Below are 20056 nucleotides of genomic sequence, written 5' to 3' on the forward strand. Positions count from 1 at the left end.
TTATCGGATATTCACATAACATTAAAGCTCAAGATTGATTTTTAACACTCTGTTGATTGGAGCGGAAGGTGCTTGACTCCTGGGGGATTAGCGTTACAGGCGAGACCCCGCAGGAGCTTGCGACGAGGAGGCTCGGCGAACGCCCCCCCGGAAAGCAAGCACCTGGAGCGGAAATCAACAGACTAGTTGACAGAGCCAAACCAAAAAGGACCGGGCGGTTTTTGCCCGGTTTTTCTTAATCTGAGTGTAATAATTTCGACATATTTCCCTTTTGATATGTGAGCAAGTTCACTTTTTTCAAACATAAACACCTTTATAATACAGATTAATAAGGCTGTTGAAGGATGGAATGGCCGTTTGGGGAGGCGTTTCAATTGTCTTTTAATCGAGATTTTAATAAAGATCCGTTTATTGTTATTTGGGAGCTTACACGTGCGTGCCAATTAAAATGTCTGCATTGCCGTGCAGATGCACAATACGCAAGAGATCCACGCGAATTATCGTTTGAAGAAGGTAAACATTTAATTGATCAAATATTTGATATGAATAATCCAATCCTCGTTTTTACTGGTGGGGACCCACTAATGAGGGAAGATATTTTTGATATTGCTAAATATGCAGTGGAAAAGGGCGTTCGCGTTTCAATGACCCCAAGTGCTACGCCAAATGTAACGAAAGAGGCGATGCAAAAAGCAAAAGAGGTAGGTCTATCTCGCTGGGCGTTTAGTATTGACGGACCTTCTGCAGAAATTCATGACCATTTCCGTGGAACAGCAGGATCCTTCGATTTGACCATGGAACGGATTAAATATTTGCATGAGTTGGAAATTCCTGTGCAGATTAATACGGTTATTTCTAGATATAATGTCGAATATCTGGAAGAGATGGCTAAGATGGTGGAGGATTTACAGTGTGTGCTGTGGAGCGTATTTTTCTTAGTTCCAACGGGAAGAGGACAGGTTTCGGATATGATCTCACCTGTTGAACATGAAAAGGTTTTACGATGGCTCTATGACCTTAGTAAGCGGGTTCCCTTTGATATTAAAACGACTGAGGCGATGCATTATCGACGCGTAGTGATCCAGCAAAAAATGCGTGAAGCAAAGGCACAGACTGATGAAATCGATTATTTAAGTGCCTTAACAGAAAAAGGTCTAACGGGTTCCATTGATGGACTTGGTCGTGCTCCAAAGGGCGTAAATGATGGGAATGGTTTTGTGTTCATTTCACATATAGGCGATGTCTATCCAAGCGGACTTTTACCCGTTAAGGCAGGGAATGTTCGGGAAACCCCATTGGCGGAAATTTATCGTGAATCCCATATCTTTAAAGCGTTAAGAACCCCTGATGAATTTAAAGGGAAATGTGGTGTCTGTGAATTCCGTTATGTATGTGGTGGTTCAAGGTCAAGAGCCTATGCCATGACGGGAGATTACCTTGAGAGTGAACCATTCTGTGTGTATATTCCTAAAGCATTAAGAGAAAGCAAGCCTAACAATATAAGATGGTAATAGCATCTAGGCTGCCTCAAAATGTAAGGCAGCCTTGTTAGTAAGAATTCCGATTCTATTCGATATTACAGTAGACGGCAGAGCAATTTTCACAGCCAATTTCATCTTTTAAGTATTGCAGATCCAAAATGGAAATCTTTCCTTTTTTCATTGTGATAATCTTATCACGTTTTAGGTCACTAAGGATGCGATTGGTACTTTCACGAGAAGTGCCACAGAAGTTTGCAAGTTCTTGATTGGTTAAGGGCAGGTCAATCAATATTTCATGATTTTTTTGAATTCCATAGCTATTTGACATTCGAATAAGTGTAGAAAATAGGGCACCGCGTTTTCCATTTAAGACAAGATCGCGGAATTTTGTTTGGGTTTTCCGAAAATGATCACTCATCCACTTCATGAATTCAAATGCTAACTTACTGTTTTGAAAAATCTCACTCTCAAGAATATCTTTTTTAATCGCGACTATTTCTCCTTCTTCGAGGACCTTGGCACTTAATAAATATCTGGGATTGTCGGTGAAAAGAGTTAGTTCTCCACAAATATCATTTGCTCCGCATATTCTTAAAGACAGTTCACGACCGTCTGAGGTAATTTTACTGATTTGAATTTTACCAGAAATGATAATGTAAAGTTCCTCTGCCACCATTCCTTCTTGAAATAAATAGGTTCCTCTTTCACTTCTGAATTTCCGATCTGCAAATTTAAGTAATTCTTTTATTTCAATGGAATGAGTTGATTTCATGGTTGCTGTCATCCGATTCACCTCTAAGTCTTTTTATAAACGATCCAACTTACCCTTTTGTCAGGTGTTAACACCATTTTAGCGCAAGAAAAGCCGAATGAACGAAGTAAACAATGACAATATAGTGAAAACATAAAAGGATTTTTTTACGTTACGAATATTCCCTTAATTATACTAGTCCTGATGGTAACTGGAAAATAATTTCCAAAATAAAGCGTTTATTCAAATGAAAACATCTGTTAAGATTGAAATGACACTAAAAAGTATATTAATAGTGAATAAAGTAACAGTTTTTTTTGCGAAATCCTGATACACTTATGAAAAATAGCTTCTTTTAAAATAATGGAGTTGATATTAATGGAAAAAACCATTATTAAAGATAAATTAAATAGACCATTGCATGACTTAAGAATTTCCGTTATAGATCGCTGTAATTTTCGGTGTCAGTACTGTATGCCAGCTGATCAATTTGGACCAGACTTTGAATTTCTTCCGAGAAGTGCTTTGCTCACCTACGAAGAAATTGAGCGTCTTGGGAAAATATTTGTTAGTTTAGGTGTGGAAAAAATTCGTTTAACGGGTGGAGAGCCTCTCCTGCGTAAAGATATGCCGCTGTTAGTAAAAAAACTGTCAGCTATTGAGGGATTAGCCGATATAGGGTTAACCACTAATGGTGTTCTCCTTCCCAAATTAGCGAAAGACTTAAAAGCCGCTGGTCTCAAGAGAGTGAATGTCAGTCTGGATACTCTAAACGATGAATTGTTTGGAAAAATTAATGGACGTGGTGTCGGTACTGGACCTGTGCTAGACGGGATTGAGGCAGCCAAGCAGGCCGGTCTCGGAGTGAAAATTAATATGGTGGTTAAAAAGGGCCTGAATGATTCAGAAATCATTCCAATGGCGGAATACTGTAAAAATAATGACTTAGAATTGCGCTATATTGAATTCATGGATGTTGGTTCCACAAATGGTTGGAAAATGGATGATGTTGTGACAAAGAAACAGATCTATCATATGTTAAAAGAACATTTTGAGCTTGAACCGGTCGATCCTGCCTATTATGGAGAAGTGGCGAAGCTTTATCGTTATAAAGATAAGGATGTTAATGTAGGGTTTATTACTTCCGTTTCTGAATCCTTCTGTTCTAGCTGTACTCGGTCACGCCTGTCAGCTAATGGTCAAATCTTTACCTGTTTATTCAATGGAAATGGTCATGATATCCGGAACTTCATGAGAAATGGGGCAACCGATGAGCAAATTGCTGAACGGATCACCACCATTTGGAATGGGCGGGATGACCGTTATTCGGACGAAAGAACCGCTGAAACCACTAAAAATCGTAAAAAAATTGAAATGTCTTATATTGGTGGTTAAAACTCTCTTATTGCAAGAGAGTTTTTTTCTGCAATAAAATAACCCACTTTTGTAAGTGGGCTATTTTAGATGATTACATATATCTTGGGAATAAAATATTATTTTCAAGATGAACATGCATAAAGGTTAATCCTTCTAAGGCTTCTAAACGAGCATAAACTAATCGATACGTACCGCAAGCATCAAGCGGAAGTTGGAAGTCAGAGGTTACCTCGCGGATTTGTCGTAAAATATCACCTGCATGATCATGTTCCTTTTCAAGCTCAACGATCATCGCAATGGCTTCTTCACGGTTAGCGACAGTTCCATCAGCAAGTTGCTTAATTAATGGGAATACAACTGCTTCTTCTTTTGCCATATGCTCAAGTAGTTCTTTTTTGAATTCATAGAAGAGCTCATTCATTTTTACAAGCTCTGGATGGTTGTCACCATGAACTCGTGATACTTTTGTAACATACGGGCTAAGCATCGTTAATTCTTCTTCAGATGCACGATGGTAATTGGTAATCACATGATCAATGATGGTAGTGGAATCAGATTCAGTCCAAACTTCAACATCTTTTTCCGTATTTTCATATCGATCAAATACCTCTTTTAATTCTGCTAATAATGAATCAAGGTTTAGTCCGTTTTGATCAACTGCTTGTGATAATGGGATGTTTCCACCACAGCAGAAATCAATCCGATTTTTTTTGAATACGTCACTTGTTTTAGGTAATTCGTTTACGATATCTTTAACTAATGAATTTGCTGTTATATGAAATGTCATGAATATGTCCTCCTTAAAGTGAGTAGAGTAATTAATTTCTGACCTAAGCATACTAGATAACTAAAAAAAATTTGGTGACCTGCATCACACCATCACTATGATTTTAAATTTTATCTAAATTTGTGACATTTGATATGTAAGTAAGGTTTCATTATGCTTATAATGAATATTAGCTTTTTAATTTACTACATAGGTGAAAAACTTACCGTATTTGGCAGGAGCTGATGATGTTGTTAGAAAGAAGAAAACCGATTCCGATTGGGGAAGCAGTCAAAAGAATAATGGAACATCAAATACAAGGTGTAACTGAACATGTATCGATAAATGAAAGCTACGGTCGTTTTTTATCAGAGGACTTAGTTGCAACGAGCAATGTGCCCCATTTTGATCGGGCACCGTATGATGGCTTTGCGATAAGATCGATCGATAGTCAAGGGGCCTCTCAAGCTAATCCTGTGGAATTTCAAGTAATTGATCACATTGGAGCAGGAATGGTTTCAACGAAAATGGTTGGTCCATATCAAACTGTAAGAATTATGACAGGTGCCATGATGCCTGAAGGAACAGATGCTGTGGTAATGTTTGAAGTCGCGCAAGACTTTGAAAAGGATGGCTTCCCTTATATGTCGATTAAGCGACGCTTTAACAAAGGTGAAAATGTCTCTTTTGCAGGTGAGGATGCTAAAAAGGGTGAAGTCTTAGTTGGAAAAGGAACTTTAATTAATCCAGGGATCCAAGCAATGCTTGCAACATTTGGTTATGAATATGTTCCAGTCGCCGAAAAACCAATTGTTGGCTTGTTTGCAACCGGAACAGAGCTTTTAGAAGTGGGGGAAGAATTAGTTCCTGGAAAAATTCGCAATAGTAATTCCCATATGATTGCGTCCCAAATTGTGAGAGCGGGGGGGACTGTTCAATACTTTGGAAAACTTCCAGACGAGTTTGATACCTGCTTTGAAGCTGTTAAGCAGGCATTAAATAAAGTAGATTTGTTAATTACAACGGGCGGTGTTTCTGTTGGGGACTTTGATTACCTTCCGGCTATTTATGAGAAACTTGGCGCAGAGGTTTTATTTAATAAGGTTGCGATGAGACCTGGTAGCGTGACAACAGTGGCACAGCACAATGGGAAGATCTTATTTGGACTTTCGGGCAATCCGTCAGCTTGTTATGTCGGTTTTGAATTGTTTGCCCGTCCGATTATCCGTACGATGCTGTTTTCCAAACAGCCACATTTAAGGAAAGAAACGGCTCTGCTTGAAGTTGACTTCCCAAAAGCCAATCCCTTCACAAGGTTCGTCCGCAGTTCCACGTTCATTCATCAGGGGAGGCTGAGGGCAACACCGAGCGGTTTGGATAAGTCCAATATTATTATGAGCCTTGCAGGGGCTAATTCCTTAGTAATTCTTCCTGGAGGGACTAGAGGCTTTGAAGCAGGAAATGAAGTGGAAGTCCTGTTATTGGAGGATCAATCGGGTAGTGAGTGGCCTTGGTAAAACCGTTTATTTTTCAGATAGTTGGATATCAAAATAGTGGGAAAACAACATTCACTACCAAGTTAATTGAAACTCTTACTGCAAGGGAATTGAAAATAGTCACCATCAAACATCATGGACATGGAGGAAAGCCGGATAGCTTATTGCAAAAGGATTCAGTTAAACATCTAGCATCTGGTGCTACTGCTTCCATTGTGGAAGGAGAGGGCAGGTTAATCCTTCAGGCCGACAATGGTCATTATAGTCTTGAGCATCAAATGGAATTATTGGAATTTTTCAATCCTGATGTTATTTTGATTGAAGGCTACAAGCAGGGAGCTTATCCTAAACTGCTCTTATTAAGAGAGGGTAAAGATGTTTCGTTACTTGATAAGGTTAGCCATCTGGCTGTCGTTGGCTACTGGAATGAAGAGATAAAGGATCTTGTTACGGCAAAGCTTACTGTGCCAATTTTTCCTATAAGTGATGAAAGATTGCTTAGTTGGATATCTGAATACATTCAAGAGCAAATTCATTCAAATTGAATCATATTTGACAATTTTAAGAAGGTGTAAACCTTCTTTTTCTAAATGTGATGTGTCTCACTTATTTTTCCGAAATGCTAGCTTATATTAGGGATAAGCAGGAAAAAGGAGTGAGAGAGATGAAGTTATTTTTACCGAAACAACATGGTGCTTGGGCAATGCTAATCATCCCATTTTTGCTCGGAATGATCGATGGAGGCCTTTTATGGCAGCATTTCCCGTTTTTTATCGGCTGGCTTTTCTTATATTTAGCTACTTATCCCATGCTCCTATTATTTAAAAGGAAAAAAATAAGCTTTTATACAAAGTGGACCATTATTTATATGGTTCCTGCTTTATTGTTGTTACTATTCCCACTCTTGGTAAGGCCAGCTATCGTTCTTTACGGACTGTTAATGCTTCCGTTTTTTATGATAAATGCATTTTATACAGCCAAAAATCAAGACAGGGCATTTATAAATGATATGAGCGCAATTATCGCGTTTTCCCTGGCAGGGTTGGCGAGTAGTTATCTAGGCCAGGGGTTTCTCACATTAGAGACGATTATTTTCATATTCGTTCCATCAGTCCTCTATTTTACCGGCTGTACGTTTTATGTGAAATCGATGATTAGGGAAAGGAAGAATTCAAAATTCAAGTGGATTTCTTGGGCTTATCATCTATTATTAGTTGCGGCTTGGTTTTTTAGTGGTTTTTGGATTGTTGCACTTGCCTATATTCCGAGTTTACTGCGAGCAATTTTATTTTATGGAAAAAAGTTAACTCCAAAACAAATTGGGATTTATGAAATTATCAATTCAGCTATATTCTTTATCATCACCACCATACAGATCATCTTCTTAAGATAAAAAAATCGGTCGTCATGACCGATTTTTTTATTAATGATCAGGTTGCCGCCTTTAATCCACCTTACATATTTCGATGGGACATTCCTCACAATCAATTTCTCTTTTTAGATACTCTAAATCATGAATGGTAATTGTACTTTTTTCGATTGAAATAATTCCTGACCTTCTTAGTTCACTTAGTAAACGATTGACGACCTCTCGTGATGTACCGCAAAAATTTGCTAATTCTTGATTCGTTAAGGGCAATTCAACTAAAACACCTTGATTTGTTTTAATCCCATAACTATTACTTATGCGGATTAAAGTGGAATACAAGGCCCCTTTTTTTCCATGAAGGACTAAGTCACGAAACTTAGTCTGTGTTTTTCGGAATTGTTGGCTCATCCATTTAATGAATTCAAATGAAAGCGCGAGATTTTGAGAAAGTTTTTCCTCTAATACATCCTTCATAATGACGGCAACTTCACCGCTTTCAACAACACGTGCGGTTAATAAATATCGAGAGGAAGGAGAAAATAAATTTAATTCACCAACAAAATCACCTTGGGAACACATTCTCAGTGTAAGTTCCCGTCCATCCGGAATGATTTTACTAATTTGAAGAATTCCGCTTTGAACGATATACATTTCATCTGCTTGCGAACCTTCCTGAAAAAGAAAAGTTCCTTTTTTGATTTTCTTTATATGGTGAACAGTATCAAAGAGATGGGACAATGTCACTGGCATTTCTTTTACTGACTGCATACTACTAACCACCTTTAAAGGTACGAATTGATATTAAAAAAATCACATGCAAGTCAAGGCTGGATATTCTAGATAATACTATAATTATATTGTTAACGAAGAATAATTAGCAATAATTGTGTAATAAGTTCATACAATCGTCAAAATTCCAAGCATGATTCGATTATTTCTTTGGAAATAATGTCGACTCATGGTGAATTTGAAAGATATTCCTATAATGACCAACTCAGAAAAGGAAATAATAAAAGTGAAGAAAAAAGGAGGGATAAGAATGGGGCAAAATCATCAATTTAAATCAGGTAAAAAAGCACCTAACAATGGTATCTATGTTGAGGTAGGTGACACAGGAAGTCCGGTCAACAACCCGAAAAAGATTCGGCTTAAAGCAGGGGATCCATTCCCTGAGACATCAAATGATGAACGCGTTTGGACATATCAACGAAAACCATAATAATGGATAAAAAAAGTCATCTTTTGATGGCTTTTCTTCTGTTCTAAATTTTACTTAAGTGTTCAGATTGATTTATAATAATAGTAAATAGGTCAAAGAAGGTCAAAGGAGGAGTGAAGAAAAAATGGACTTAAATCGAATGACCGAACGTTTACAAAAAGCGATAATGGATGCTCAGACCTTGGCGATAAAAGAAAATCATCAAGAGATAGATGAACCCCATTTATTCCTAGCATTAATCGAGCAAGAGGACAGTTTGATTGCAGCTATTTTAGAAAAAGCAGGCATGTCAGCTGAGAGCGTGAAGAAAAACCTTTATGGTATATTGACTAAAAAACCCCAGGTTACAGGAAGTGGTGCGGAACAAGGAAAACTTTATATTACCGCTAAGCTGCAAAAGTTATTAGTAAGTGCGGAGGAGTTTGCAGCTAAATTTTCCGATGAGTACATTTCAGTTGAACATGTGTTATTAGCTGCAGTGTATGCACGTGATGCAGAAATGAAAAAAATTATCCAATCATATGGGCGAACTCCGGAAAATATTTTGAATGCCATAAAAGAAATAAGGGGGAATCAAAGAGTGACATCACAAAATCCAGAAGCTGGGTATGATGCTCTTAAAAAATATGGGAGAGACCTGGTGGCGGAAGTGAAAGCAGGTAAAGTGGATCCGGTCATTGGACGGGATACAGAAATCCGCAATGTGATCCGGATATTATCGAGAAAGACAAAGAATAATCCCGTCCTAATTGGTGAACCTGGCGTTGGGAAAACGGCCATTGTCGAAGGACTGGCACAAAGGATTGTCAGGAAGGATGTCCCTGAAGGATTAAAGGACAAAACAGTGTTCTCGCTAGATATGAGTGCTTTAATTGCTGGGGCAAAATTTAGAGGCGAATTTGAAGAAAGACTTAAGGCTGTATTAAATGAAATAAAAAAAAGCAACGGGCAAATATTATTGTTCATTGATGAAATTCATACTATTGTTGGGGCAGGCAAAACTGAAGGTGCGATGGATGCGGGCAATATGTTAAAGCCAATGCTTGCACGTGGGGAACTACATTGTATTGGGGCGACAACACTTGATGAACATCGCAAATATATCGAAAAGGACCCTGCGCTTGAACGGAGATTTCAGCAGGTACTTGTCCAAGAGCCAACAGTTACTGATACGATTTCAATATTAAGGGGGCTAAAAGAACGATTTGAAGTATTTCATGGGGTGAAGATTCATGATCACGCATTAGTCGCAGCTGCTACTTTATCGGATCGGTATATTACAGATCGATTTTTACCCGATAAAGCGATTGATCTTGTGGATGAAGCATGTGCCATGATACGAACTGAGATTGATTCCATGCCTACTGAACTAGATGAAGTGACCAGAAGAGTCATGCAACTTGAAATTGAAGAAGCTGCCTTGAGAAAAGAAAGCGACGAAGGCAGTAAATTGCGTCTTCACGCACTTTTAAAAGAACTCGCAGATTTAAAAGAACAGGCGAATATAATGAAAGCTAAATGGCTTCAAGAGAAACAAAGCATACAGAAATTGCAGGAGAAAAGAGAACAGCTTGAAAAGCTTCGCCGCGAGCTTCAACAGGCGGAAGATCAATATGACTTAAACCGAGCTGCCGAACTACGACATGGACGAATTCCCATTGAGGAAAAGGAATTAAAAGAATTAGAAGAGCGTGCAGAAAAGGATGAGCGCCTGCTTCGCGAAGAGGTCACAGGAGAAGAAATTTCGAATATCGTTTCTAGATGGACTGGTATTCCACTCTCAAAACTAGTTGAGGGGGAAAGAGAGAAGCTATTAAGATTGGAATCCATTTTACACGAAAGAGTCATCGGACAAAATGAAGCAGTCAACTTGGTGGCAGATGCTGTACTTCGTGCACGGGCAGGTATAAAAGATCCTAACCGGCCGATTGGTTCCTTTCTATTTTTAGGACCAACAGGTGTAGGGAAGACAGAGCTGGCAAAAGCATTGGCGGAGTCATTGTTTGACAGTGAGGAACAGATTATTCGAATTGATATGTCTGAATATATGGAAAAACACGCCGTTTCCCGTTTAATTGGCGCACCCCCAGGCTATGTTGGCTATGAGGAAGGCGGGCAGCTTACGGAAGCAGTCAGAAGGAGACCTTATTCTGTTATTCTAATGGATGAAATCGAAAAGGCGCATCCAGAAGTGTTTAATATTCTTTTACAAGCTCTTGATGATGGGAGAATAACTGATTCACAAGGTCGAGTCGTCGACTTTAAAAACACAGTCATCATCATGACCTCTAACATTGGCTCCCAATTCTTATTAGAACGAAATGAGAATGAAATAGAGATATCTGAAGGAACAAGAGAAAAAGTCTTGAGCCAATTAAGAGCCCATTTCCGTCCGGAATTTTTAAATCGTATTGATGAAACGATCCTTTTTAAGTCGTTATCATTAGAGGAAATTAAAAATATCGTTGTTAAGATGATGCAAGAATTGCAACATCGACTTCAGCAGCAGCAAATTGCTATTACCATTAGCGAGGAGGCAAAGGAATTTATTTCAGTAAATGGATTTGATCCAATCTATGGGGCTAGACCGTTAAAACGGTATATTCAACGAAATATTGAAACGAAACTGGCTCGTGAGATCATTGCAGGTCGGGTCCATGATCAGTCGAGGGTCGATATAATCATAAAAGATGGTGAAGTGTCATTACAAGTACAGTAAACGATAAGAAATGCACAAGAAGGCTGCCTGGTGCTGTGCCATTCTCGAAGTCGAAACCTATAAATTCTGTATTATAAAAAAGGTCATCCATGTCTGGACGACCTTTTTTAGATAATATTAGTGTTTGCTAACTGGTTCATTAGGAATGACTGCCGAAGCAATGAAAATCAAAATGGTTACGCCCACAGAAACAATAGCACCAGGGATAAATTCAAATTCTGCGCCAGGAGTCATTGAACTAACAACATATGTAAGCATTTGCACTAAAAGAAATGACCAGAAAAAAGTCCAAAAGAATCGCACTATTTTTCACCTCTTAACTATTTTACATTAATTTTAATACTACCATACGGAGAAAAAAAAATATAGATAAAATCAATTTCTGATTTAAGTTTTCCTAGTTTAGCATAAAATGGGCAAACTCCCTTTCATCTATTGTGAAGTCGCATACAATAATTTGAGGAAATATGTAAAAGGAGATTTACCGATGGAAAATCGCAATTTTCAAATGGATACCCAATGGAATATCATTCATTACCCCGAAAAGCCTACAGGATTTGGAATCTTAATTATTGGCGATGAACGACATTTTGTCGATGAAAGTAAATGCTTTTGGACACAAAATGAAGGAAAGCTTGCCATTATCAACCAACTTAAAGCGGCAGGGTACACCATTTTTTCCTCAAATCTCTATGGGCGAAACTGGGGTAGTGAAAGTGCTATTGAGCTTGCTCAAAGGTTATATCATCATGTGATCCGTAGTGAAATCCTTAATAATAAAATTCATATCTTAGCTGAGGGAATGGGTGCACTAGTGGCATTAAGGTTAATGGATAAAATGAAGGATCGGATTAGGTCAGTCATTCTCTTAAATCCAATCCTTTCCATAAAACATCATCTTGAACAGGAAAAGGAACACAAATTCTTTTATAAAAAATTAATAAAGGAATTGTCATTAGCACATAAAATGGACCAAAAAACCATTGAAAGCACTATTTTTAGCATGAATGATTTTGTTCATCTTGAGTTCGACTGTCCAGTTAAAATCATTCAAGTCTTGTCCGGTGGAAAATCGTATACTCAATCAAAATTATACCAGCAAATCATCAAGCCCTCTGAAATTAATCCAACCTATATACTTCCAGAAAAAAAACCACAGCTTGGAAAAATATTTATTAAGTTTTTTAACAATCATGAAACACTCTTGTAAGGCTAGCTCCTCCCCATTAAGAAATAAATTCCTTGCAAACTGCATAGGATGCAATAAGTCTAGTTTGGGGAGGAATAAGCAATGGACAAGGCTATAATACTTGGAATATATGATTTTGTGAGTTTTCATCTCTGCAAAACGCTGCTAAATAAGGGGATAGAGGTCATTGGGGTTCATATAGATGGTCCCGATAACATTCCTTTTCTTGACGAAAAAAGACTGGAGATTGGCAGAAATGCCAACTTTAGCGAAAAATCTTTATCAGAATGGAGGGAATGTCAACTAGAGGAAAATACACATGAAAAGACAATCCTGTTTATTTCTATTTATGATTTATATGTGCAGTCGAAAGAAACTATATTATTACATGAAGCAGTTCCAAGTACAATTAATCAATATATGAAGGAGAATCATCATTCGAAAATCGTGCACATGCTTCCAATCCAAATGGTTAGATCCAACGACAACGAGAAGATTGATGCCTTTCTTGAACGTGCTAAAGAATGGGCCAAAAACAGTCAGTATTTTTATTTACCGGCTGTATATGGTCCTTGGCAACCCCCAACTTTTGCGTTCCAACAAGCTATACTGGCAAAATTTCAAAAGGGAGTCATCACTCAAACCGAGCGGGAATGGACGGGAGATGTACTTTTTGTTGAGGATGCTATTGAGACAGTGCTGGATACAATTGAAGCAAGGAATCCTGTGAATTCGAGCTCTTATCTACTAGAAAGTGGTGAAAATGATTATTGGAGGCAATGTGCGAATTATCTCCAAATTGAAGAAAATGTTGGTAGTGGTAATCATTATGCTGACTTGATGCCAAGTAGTCAGCAATTTCACAAGGTTTTAGTGAAAAGGCGAACGTCAATTGCGGAGTCAATCACAAAGCAGCTAGAGTTGGTGGAATGGTTGGAACAAAATAATAAGTAGTGAGGGTCCGCGTGCTAATTAATCATATACAAGTAAACGAGAAAGTAGTAATTCAAGATATTTGTCTTCCCAATTAATGGCCAAAAGGTTAGAATAATAGGGAAATAGAGGGGTTCTAGACGTTATAGGGATTATGATTAATGATCTATGGATAAAAATGCCTGCCGTACAAAGGAGTTGCAAAAATGCTTGGCCGATTCGGAATCATTCTACTATGTATTCTTTTACTTGGGGCTTGTGCGCAAACAAAATCTTCAGAGAAGCTACAGAAAGTTGGTTTGTTAGTTCCTGAAACAGTTAATGATCAAGTATGGGGAACAATGGGCTTTAAAGGTTTGTTAACAATACAGTCCCAAATGAAGGTTGATGTATTTTATAAAGAAGGAATGAATTCACAGGCAGTAGTAGAAAGTGCAGTGAAAGAATTTGCCCAAAAAGGAGTTAATTTAATTTTTGGTCATGGCTCAGAGTACGCAGAATATTTTAATACTATTTCTAAGGACTATCCTAAGATTCATTTTGTCAGTTTTAATGGTGATGCGAAGAACTCTAACACTACGAGCTTAAATTTTAAAGCGCATGCGATGGGATATTTCGGTGGAATGGTTGCTGCCCATATGTCAAAGACTAAGAAAGTCGGTGTTCTTGCGGCGTATGAATGGCAGCCGGAGATAGAAGGATTTTATCAAGGGGCGAAGCTGGAAAATAAAGATACTCAAGTCAGCATCGAATATGTTGGAAATTGGGATGATAAGACAAAGGCTATGCAGTTAGCAGATCAGATGATGGATAATGGGGTTGATGTAGTTTATCCAGCGGGCGATGGATTTAATGTGCCTGTTATTGAACGGGTTAAGGAGCGGGGTCTATTTGTGATTGGCTATGTGTCGGATCAATCGGACTTGGGTGAGTCAATGGTATTGACTAGTACGGTTCAACAAGTTGATAAACTGTATGAAAAGGTTGCAGATGAATACAATAGAGGAAAGCTTAACGGAGGAAATCTTTCTTTTGATTTTCAGGACAATGTGATCTCACTTGGTAAGTTTAGCCCATTAGTTCCGAAAGATTTTATTGGACAAATGAACCGCCAAATTGATATATATAAAGAATCGGGAAAATTACCTAAATAATTTTTAAAAGGAGTACATATGAACAGTCAAGATAAGTCATTACAATTTATGCAGATCGCAATGAAATATTTACCAGAGGCAAAAGAGCAATTAGATCAAGTAGGGGTAGAATTATCGATGGAGTTAATTGAACCCTTTATGAACTTATTTACAAAAGTTATGCAAGAGGCATATGAGTTAGGCAGAGAAGATGGACTTAATGAAAAGTAAAAAGAAATGAGCTGCCAGTAACGGCAGCTTATTTCTTTTTCAAAACTTGCTTAAGATATGGCTGGAATTTCTGTAATAAAGGTTTTAACCCTCGGACAGACTCCATGAGGATATCAATATTCATCATGAGTGCTTCATAATCAATTGTGGAGGGGGATTGAGTTTGAGTTTGTTCTTGATGGTCATGTAGGTTGCGGTGATCTCTCCTAGTGCCAAACATTAAACTTGTGAACGGATCGTGCTCTCGCTCTCCTTTCAACTCCACGTGAGTATCAGAGCTTTTCCACTCTTCTTGGTCTTCCATTTTATTTGTCGACTCCTTTTTGAAAATTCCTCTTAAAATAGAATATGACTAAACGAATAAAAGGAATGTATATTAGCGGAGTATAAACAGGAAGAAACAGTTGCTTAAATTGGGGTTGATTTGATAAAATTAGTACCAAGTCATAATAATTGATATTAAACCTTAGATATATAGGGTCCCAAAAGTTAAAGGAGATGGAACAATGAGAGCTGGTATTGTTGGAATGGGTAGGTTTTTACCAGAAAAGATTCTCACCAATCATGATTTAGAAAAAATGATGGATACCTCTGATGAATGGATTCGTACCATGACGGGAATTGAAGAAAGGAGAATTGCCTCAGACGATGTTAACACATCCGATATGGCATTTGCTGCTGCACAAAAGGCTATCGAAGATGCGGGTATTACCCCAGAACAAATTGATCTCATTTTAGTTGCCACGGTCACTCCTGATTCTCCTTTTCCCTCTGTTTCGTGTAGAATACAAGAGAGATTAGGGGCAACCAAAGCCGCCGCGATGGATATAAGTGCAGCCTGTGCCGGGTTCATGTATGGGATCGTAACAGCTAAACAATTTATTGAATCTCAGGTCTACAAATATGTTTTAGTCGTTGGGGTTGAAAAACTCTCTAAGATTACTGATTGGAATGATCGGAATACTGCCGTTTTATTTGGAGACGGTGCAGGAGCTGCGATTATTGGACCTGTGTCTGAAGATAGAGGGATTTTAGCATTCGAACTAGGTGCAGATGGTACGGGAGCAAAGCACCTTTACCAAGACGAATTTATCATTATGAATGGACGTGAAGTTTTTAAATTTGCAGTGCGGCAGATGGGTGAAAGCTGTATAAACGTCCTGAATAAAGCAGGATTATCTAAGGATGATGTTGATTTCTTAATCCCACATCAGGCCAATATTCGGATTATGGAAGCATCCAGACAAAGACTGGAGTTACCAATCGAAAAGATGTCCAAAACAGTGGATAAATACGGTAATACTTCAGCCGCATCGATTCCAATTTCTATCGTTGAGGAAGTGGAAAAAGGGAAAATTAAGGATGACGATCTCATTGTAATGGTTGGTTTTGGGGGCGGTTTAACCTGGGGCGCTATTGCTATTCGATGGGGAAAATAATGATTTATATAAAGAGGAAAAGTGTATTGAAAAGGAGCTGTCTAGATGGAAAAGCGTAGGGTTGTAGTAACAGGCGTTGGTGCAGTTACACCGCTTGGTAATGACGTAGAAACTACTTGGAAAGGAATTCTAGAAGGCAAATCTGGCGTTGGGCCAATGACAAGAGTAAATGCCGATGAATATCCCGCAAAAGTAGCAGCGGAAGTAAAAGACTTTAATCCAGAAGTCTTTATGGATAGAAAAGATGCACGGAAAATGGATCGGTTTACCCAATTTGCCGTTGCCTCTGCAATAATGGCAGTGAAAGATGCAAATTTAACGATTAATGAAGAAAACTCCCATCGTGTTGGTGTTTGGATAGGATCTGGAATAGGTGGAATGGAAACCTTTGAACAACAGTTTGAAATTTTCCAAAAAAGAGGCTACAAACGAGTTAGTCCATTTTTTGTTCCGATGTTAATTCCTGATATGGCTACTGGTCAAGTTTCCATCACGCTTGGTGCACGAGGATTTAACTCATGTACGGTGACTGCTTGTGCAACTGGAACAAATTCAATTGGAGATGCTTTTAAGGTTATCCAACGTGGGGATGCGGATGTTATGGTCAGTGGTGGTGCAGAAGCGCCTATTACCAAAATGTCAGTTGCTGGTTTCTGTGCCAACACGGCATTATCAACCAATCCAGATCCGCAAACAGCAAGCAGACCATTTGATAAAAACCGCGATGGTTTTGTCATTGGTGAAGGTGCAGGGATTGTTGTCTTGGAAGAATTAGAACATGCTCTTGCTCGAGGTGCAACGATCTATGCGGAAATCATTGGTTATGGCGCCACTGGTGATGCCTACCATATTACAGCACCTGCACCGGGGGGTGAAGGCGGCGCACGGGCAATGAAAATGGCTATTAATGATGGTGGCTTAAACCCTGAGGATATTGATTATGTAAATGCTCATGGAACCAGTACAGAATATAATGATAAATTTGAAACACTAGCTGTCAAAGAAGTTTTTGGAGAACATGCCTATAAATTAGCTATTAGTTCTACAAAGTCTATGACAGGCCATCTTTTAGGGGCAGCTGGTGGAGTGGAAGCCATCTTTACTGTTTTAGCAATGAAAGATAGCATGGTTCCACCAACGATCAATTATGAAACACCAGATCCAGAATGCGATTTGGATTATGTGGTAAATGGGGCACGTTCAAAAGAAATCAAAGCTGCAATGAGCAACTCACTTGGCTTTGGTGGTCATAATGCCACGATTGTCTTTAAAAAATATCAATAAAAAAATGGTCAGGCATATGTCATATGTCTGACCATTTTTTTTGAAGAAAAACAATTCTAGTCATGAAATCACTCCTTTGTATAAATTTCATACTATGTCAAGTAGATCACTTGATTTAGGAGGGGATTGTTTTGGGGGTCATTCGGACAGATCGATGGTTAGATGAAGAGTTTGACAAACCAATCAAAATCTGTGAAAAGCTTCGTCCCTATTTTAAGGGTCAAAGTGCAAATGAAATTTATCATGAGCTATTGAATTTTGGAATGTATCGACCATCTCGGTCCTCAAGAAAAAACGTACAGATGATGTTGGAGAAAAAGGTTTGGGAACAAGTGGATCGGCTATATTCTAAATATAAAAGTAAATGGAACGGACCGGATATTCCAATCTTTCTTTTTCCAGTCGCACAGACGGGGGACTTTTTTATGAGAGAGAAAAAAAGTAAAGCGGGTGTGTCTTACCCAGATAAGATGTTTCTTTTTCTCTCGTATTATGAAGACCCAAAAGAAATGGAAGCACTGTTAGTCCATGAGTATCACCATGTTTGCAGAATGAATAGGTTAGCTAAGAAAATAGATGACTATACACTACTTGATTCTATTATTATAGAAGGACTTGCAGAATATGCTGTATTAAAAAATTGTGGTCGGACTTATTTGGCAAATTGGTGCACACTCTATTCAGAAGACGAGATTTCAACATTCTGGACTAGATTTTTAAAAACACAGTTAGATACTAAAAAGAGTGAGAGAGAGCATGACGAGCTTTTATTTGGTGGAGGGAGTGTTCCTAAATTATTAGGTTATGCAGTAGGGTATCATCTCATTCGAAAATTTTATGAAAATCATCAATATTCTACAAGACTATCATTTACAAAACCTGCTTCTAGTTATATTGAGTAAAGAGGTGAAAAGACGCAAAAAAGCCTATTTAAACGAGGGCACTGAAAAACCTTCGGTTTTTCAAGAGCTTCTAAAGCACGACTAAAAAAGACGACTTTAAAATTCGCATATGTGAATTTTTAGTCGCCTTTTTTTATTCATTGGGGGTATTTTCCCCCTATATTTGATCTATTAGTTTTAATATTCTTTTTAAATTCACCGTAAATATAGCCATTGCACCTTGCAATTGCATGCCAACTAGACCCGAGGATTTTGCAACATTGTACCCGTGTCTGTGTTTTAATTCGCTATTTTTAGCTTCTATCTTATATCGTTCTTTCGATTTTCCCTTAAAATAGTCGCTTTCTTGAAATGTTTCCTGTTCTGTATGTATATTTGATTTGATAGTCACAGAATAAGTTTTACTTTTAGCTCCTTCTTTATAACAGCCATCCTTAAATGGGCAATTTTTACACTTTTCTACATCAAAATAATAAGTGTCAACTTGATTAGCAGCTACTCCTTTTTTACCTTGCCGAGCTTTCCTTATAGCCATATGACCAGCTTTACAAACGTACATTCCAGCATCTTTATTAAACTCAAATTCGTCTTCTTTTTTACGAAAACCTTGCGTTACAGAAGGGTTTAATTTGGCTACTAATTTTATTTCATTCTCTTTTGTATATTCGATATTCCCTTTTTCAGAATAGGCTGCATCACCAATAACAGTTTCAACTTCCATCCCGGCTTGAATACTTTTTTCAATCAGTGTTTCTAATTGCTTTCCATCATTTTTTTCTCCTGTCGTAACGGTTGCGGCTGTAATAATTCTTTCTTCGCTCATGGCGATGTGTGTCTTATATCCAAAAAATGATGAATCAGCAGTTTTATGACCTACTTTTGCGTCTTTATCCTCAGAGCTCTGCAATTGTTCTATATCGTCGGAAACTGTTTCTTTCAGAAGGTTTAACTGTTCCTTTACTTTAGGATACTGGATAAGTGTTTCATCTTTTTCAATCACATCAATGAGTTTCTGGCAATAACCGATTTCATCTTCCAAAACATCAGTTGTATTTTTGGCTGGGAACTTACTTTTCATAGATTCATCTATCTGATAAATAGCTTTTCTTAGCTTTTTAGATCGGTTTAATAGTATTTCTCTTGGTAACATCTGATTGTAACGGGATTTGGTATGGGTTGCATCTACGATAATGGATTTACTTTTAATGATTTCCTTTTCGATGGCAATCTCAACAGTCTTATTGATAAGCATGTCCAAAAGGTTTACATCTTTTAAACGAAGTTTTCGAAACTTGGTTAATGAGCTTGGCTCGATTACTGGCTCCTCCGGAGCCATAGTAAGAAAATACTTGAAAGACATATCGTATATTGAACGATCAACAATATCGACATCAGACAAGTCATAAATAGTCTTTAACAATAAATATTTGAACATGCGAATAGGATCGATAGCGTTTCGACCATTATCATGACAATATTTATCCTTGAGTTCATCATAAACAAAAGAGAAATCAACCAGATCGTTAAGTTTGCGTAAAAGATTATCCTTCAGAACAACTAAATCATAAATACCCATATAAGGACTGAAAATCATTGATTGTTGATTTGGAATCATAGTACCCACCCGTTTAAAATTGATACTATAATTATACAGCAAAAAAGGTATAATCCCCTTAAAAATGAGGAATTATACCTTATTAAAATTATACAGTGTTAGAGGAATCTGTTGATTGGAGCGGAAGGCACGAAGACTCCTGCGGGAGGACG

At 37.9% G+C, this 20056-nt stretch carries 20 protein-coding genes; 14 read left to right on the forward strand and 6 right to left on the reverse strand.

Annotation, left to right across the window (positions count from 1 at the left end; genetic code table 11):
* The first annotated feature begins 374 nt into the window (after positions 1 to 374).
* Entirely contained in the window at positions 375 to 1511 is a 1137-nt protein-coding gene (locus tag TY15_RS11815; protein ID WP_040204509.1) for a TIGR04053 family radical SAM/SPASM domain-containing protein, read from the forward strand.
* Between the two features lie 55 nt (positions 1512 to 1566).
* Here the strand turns inward: TY15_RS11815 and TY15_RS11820 are convergent, their stop codons facing one another.
* Complete coding sequence (locus TY15_RS11820) at positions 1567 to 2265, reverse strand: Crp/Fnr family transcriptional regulator (protein ID WP_040204511.1); 699 nt, start codon at positions 2263 to 2265, stop codon at positions 1567 to 1569.
* A 345-nt stretch (positions 2266 to 2610) separates the two neighbouring features.
* On the opposite strand from TY15_RS11820, the gene moaA reads away from it, so the two are divergent.
* Positions 2611 to 3627, forward strand: a complete 1017-nt coding sequence (gene moaA, locus TY15_RS11825) for a GTP 3',8-cyclase MoaA (RefSeq protein WP_040204513.1) — start codon at positions 2611 to 2613, stop codon at positions 3625 to 3627.
* Positions 3628 to 3700: 73 nt separating this feature from the next.
* On the opposite strand, the gene ric is transcribed toward moaA, so the two are convergent.
* Entirely contained in the window at positions 3701 to 4396 is a 696-nt protein-coding gene (gene ric / locus TY15_RS11830) for an iron-sulfur cluster repair di-iron protein (protein WP_040204515.1), read from the reverse strand.
* Between the two features lie 230 nt (positions 4397 to 4626).
* Between ric and TY15_RS11835 the strand changes: the two genes are divergently transcribed.
* From TY15_RS11835 to TY15_RS11845, 3 genes are all read left to right on the forward strand, one after another.
* Positions 4627 to 5892 (forward strand): molybdopterin molybdotransferase MoeA, encoded by a 1266-nt coding sequence (locus tag TY15_RS11835; RefSeq protein WP_040204581.1) that lies wholly within the window; start codon positions 4627 to 4629, stop codon positions 5890 to 5892.
* On the forward strand, positions 5880 to 6416 hold the full coding sequence (mobB, locus tag TY15_RS11840; protein WP_052353765.1) for a molybdopterin-guanine dinucleotide biosynthesis protein B: 537 nt from the start codon (positions 5880 to 5882) through the stop codon (positions 6414 to 6416). Before TY15_RS11835 ends, mobB begins: the two co-directional genes overlap by 13 nt.
* A gap of 119 nt (positions 6417 to 6535) precedes the next feature.
* A complete protein-coding gene (locus TY15_RS11845; protein WP_040204517.1) occupies positions 6536 to 7264 on the forward strand; it encodes a YwiC-like family protein in 729 nt (242 codons plus the stop codon).
* A gap of 51 nt (positions 7265 to 7315) precedes the next feature.
* Here the strand turns inward: TY15_RS11845 and TY15_RS11850 are convergent, their stop codons facing one another.
* Positions 7316 to 8008: a Crp/Fnr family transcriptional regulator gene (locus TY15_RS11850; protein WP_040204518.1), complete on the reverse strand. Its 693-nt coding sequence runs from the start codon at positions 8006 to 8008 to the stop codon at positions 7316 to 7318.
* A 271-nt stretch (positions 8009 to 8279) separates the two neighbouring features.
* Between TY15_RS11850 and TY15_RS11855 the strand changes: the two genes are divergently transcribed.
* Entirely contained in the window at positions 8280 to 8459 is a 180-nt protein-coding gene (locus tag TY15_RS11855; protein ID WP_040204520.1) for a YjzC family protein, read from the forward strand.
* Positions 8460 to 8583: 124 nt separating this feature from the next.
* Positions 8584 to 11178, forward strand: a complete 2595-nt coding sequence (clpB, locus tag TY15_RS11860; protein ID WP_040204522.1) for an ATP-dependent chaperone ClpB — start codon at positions 8584 to 8586, stop codon at positions 11176 to 11178.
* Between the two features lie 117 nt (positions 11179 to 11295).
* On the opposite strand, the gene TY15_RS11865 is transcribed toward clpB, so the two are convergent.
* Complete coding sequence (locus TY15_RS11865; RefSeq protein ID WP_040204523.1) at positions 11296 to 11481, reverse strand: YjzD family protein; 186 nt, start codon at positions 11479 to 11481, stop codon at positions 11296 to 11298.
* A gap of 184 nt (positions 11482 to 11665) precedes the next feature.
* On the opposite strand from TY15_RS11865, the gene TY15_RS11870 reads away from it, so the two are divergent.
* From TY15_RS11870 to TY15_RS11885, 4 genes are all read left to right on the forward strand, one after another.
* Positions 11666 to 12388 (forward strand): alpha/beta fold hydrolase, encoded by a 723-nt coding sequence (locus tag TY15_RS11870; protein ID WP_040204524.1) that lies wholly within the window; start codon positions 11666 to 11668, stop codon positions 12386 to 12388.
* A gap of 81 nt (positions 12389 to 12469) precedes the next feature.
* Positions 12470 to 13321, forward strand: a complete 852-nt coding sequence (locus TY15_RS11875; protein WP_040204525.1) for a hypothetical protein — start codon at positions 12470 to 12472, stop codon at positions 13319 to 13321.
* Between the two features lie 185 nt (positions 13322 to 13506).
* Entirely contained in the window at positions 13507 to 14454 is a 948-nt protein-coding gene (locus TY15_RS11880) for a BMP family ABC transporter substrate-binding protein (protein WP_040204526.1), read from the forward strand.
* An 18-nt stretch (positions 14455 to 14472) separates the two neighbouring features.
* Positions 14473 to 14664 carry a ComZ family protein gene (locus tag TY15_RS11885; protein WP_040204527.1) on the forward strand — a complete coding sequence of 64 codons (192 nt, stop codon included), beginning with the start codon at positions 14473 to 14475 and terminating at the stop codon, positions 14662 to 14664.
* Between the two features lie 28 nt (positions 14665 to 14692).
* On the opposite strand, the gene TY15_RS11890 is transcribed toward TY15_RS11885, so the two are convergent.
* Entirely contained in the window at positions 14693 to 14968 is a 276-nt protein-coding gene (locus tag TY15_RS11890; protein ID WP_040204528.1) for a hypothetical protein, read from the reverse strand.
* Between the two features lie 202 nt (positions 14969 to 15170).
* On the opposite strand from TY15_RS11890, the gene TY15_RS11895 reads away from it, so the two are divergent.
* From TY15_RS11895 to TY15_RS11905, 3 genes are all read left to right on the forward strand, one after another.
* Entirely contained in the window at positions 15171 to 16103 is a 933-nt protein-coding gene (locus TY15_RS11895) for a beta-ketoacyl-ACP synthase III (protein WP_040204529.1), read from the forward strand.
* Between the two features lie 45 nt (positions 16104 to 16148).
* The gene (gene fabF, locus TY15_RS11900; RefSeq protein WP_040204530.1) at positions 16149 to 17387 is read left to right on the forward strand and encodes a beta-ketoacyl-ACP synthase II; all 1239 of its coding nucleotides are present in this window, start codon (positions 16149 to 16151) and stop codon (positions 17385 to 17387) included.
* A 131-nt stretch (positions 17388 to 17518) separates the two neighbouring features.
* A complete protein-coding gene (locus tag TY15_RS11905; protein WP_040204531.1) occupies positions 17519 to 18289 on the forward strand; it encodes a DUF2268 domain-containing putative Zn-dependent protease in 771 nt (256 codons plus the stop codon).
* A gap of 157 nt (positions 18290 to 18446) precedes the next feature.
* On the opposite strand, the gene TY15_RS11910 is transcribed toward TY15_RS11905, so the two are convergent.
* Positions 18447 to 19904 carry an IS1182 family transposase gene (locus TY15_RS11910; protein ID WP_040204532.1) on the reverse strand — a complete coding sequence of 486 codons (1458 nt, stop codon included), beginning with the start codon at positions 19902 to 19904 and terminating at the stop codon, positions 18447 to 18449.
* Between the last annotated feature and the right edge of the window lie 152 nt (positions 19905 to 20056).

Origin of the sequence: Neobacillus jeddahensis (genome assembly GCF_000612625.1) — a bacterium.
Classification (GTDB): Bacteria; Bacillota; Bacilli; order Bacillales; family Cytobacillaceae; genus Neobacillus; species Neobacillus jeddahensis.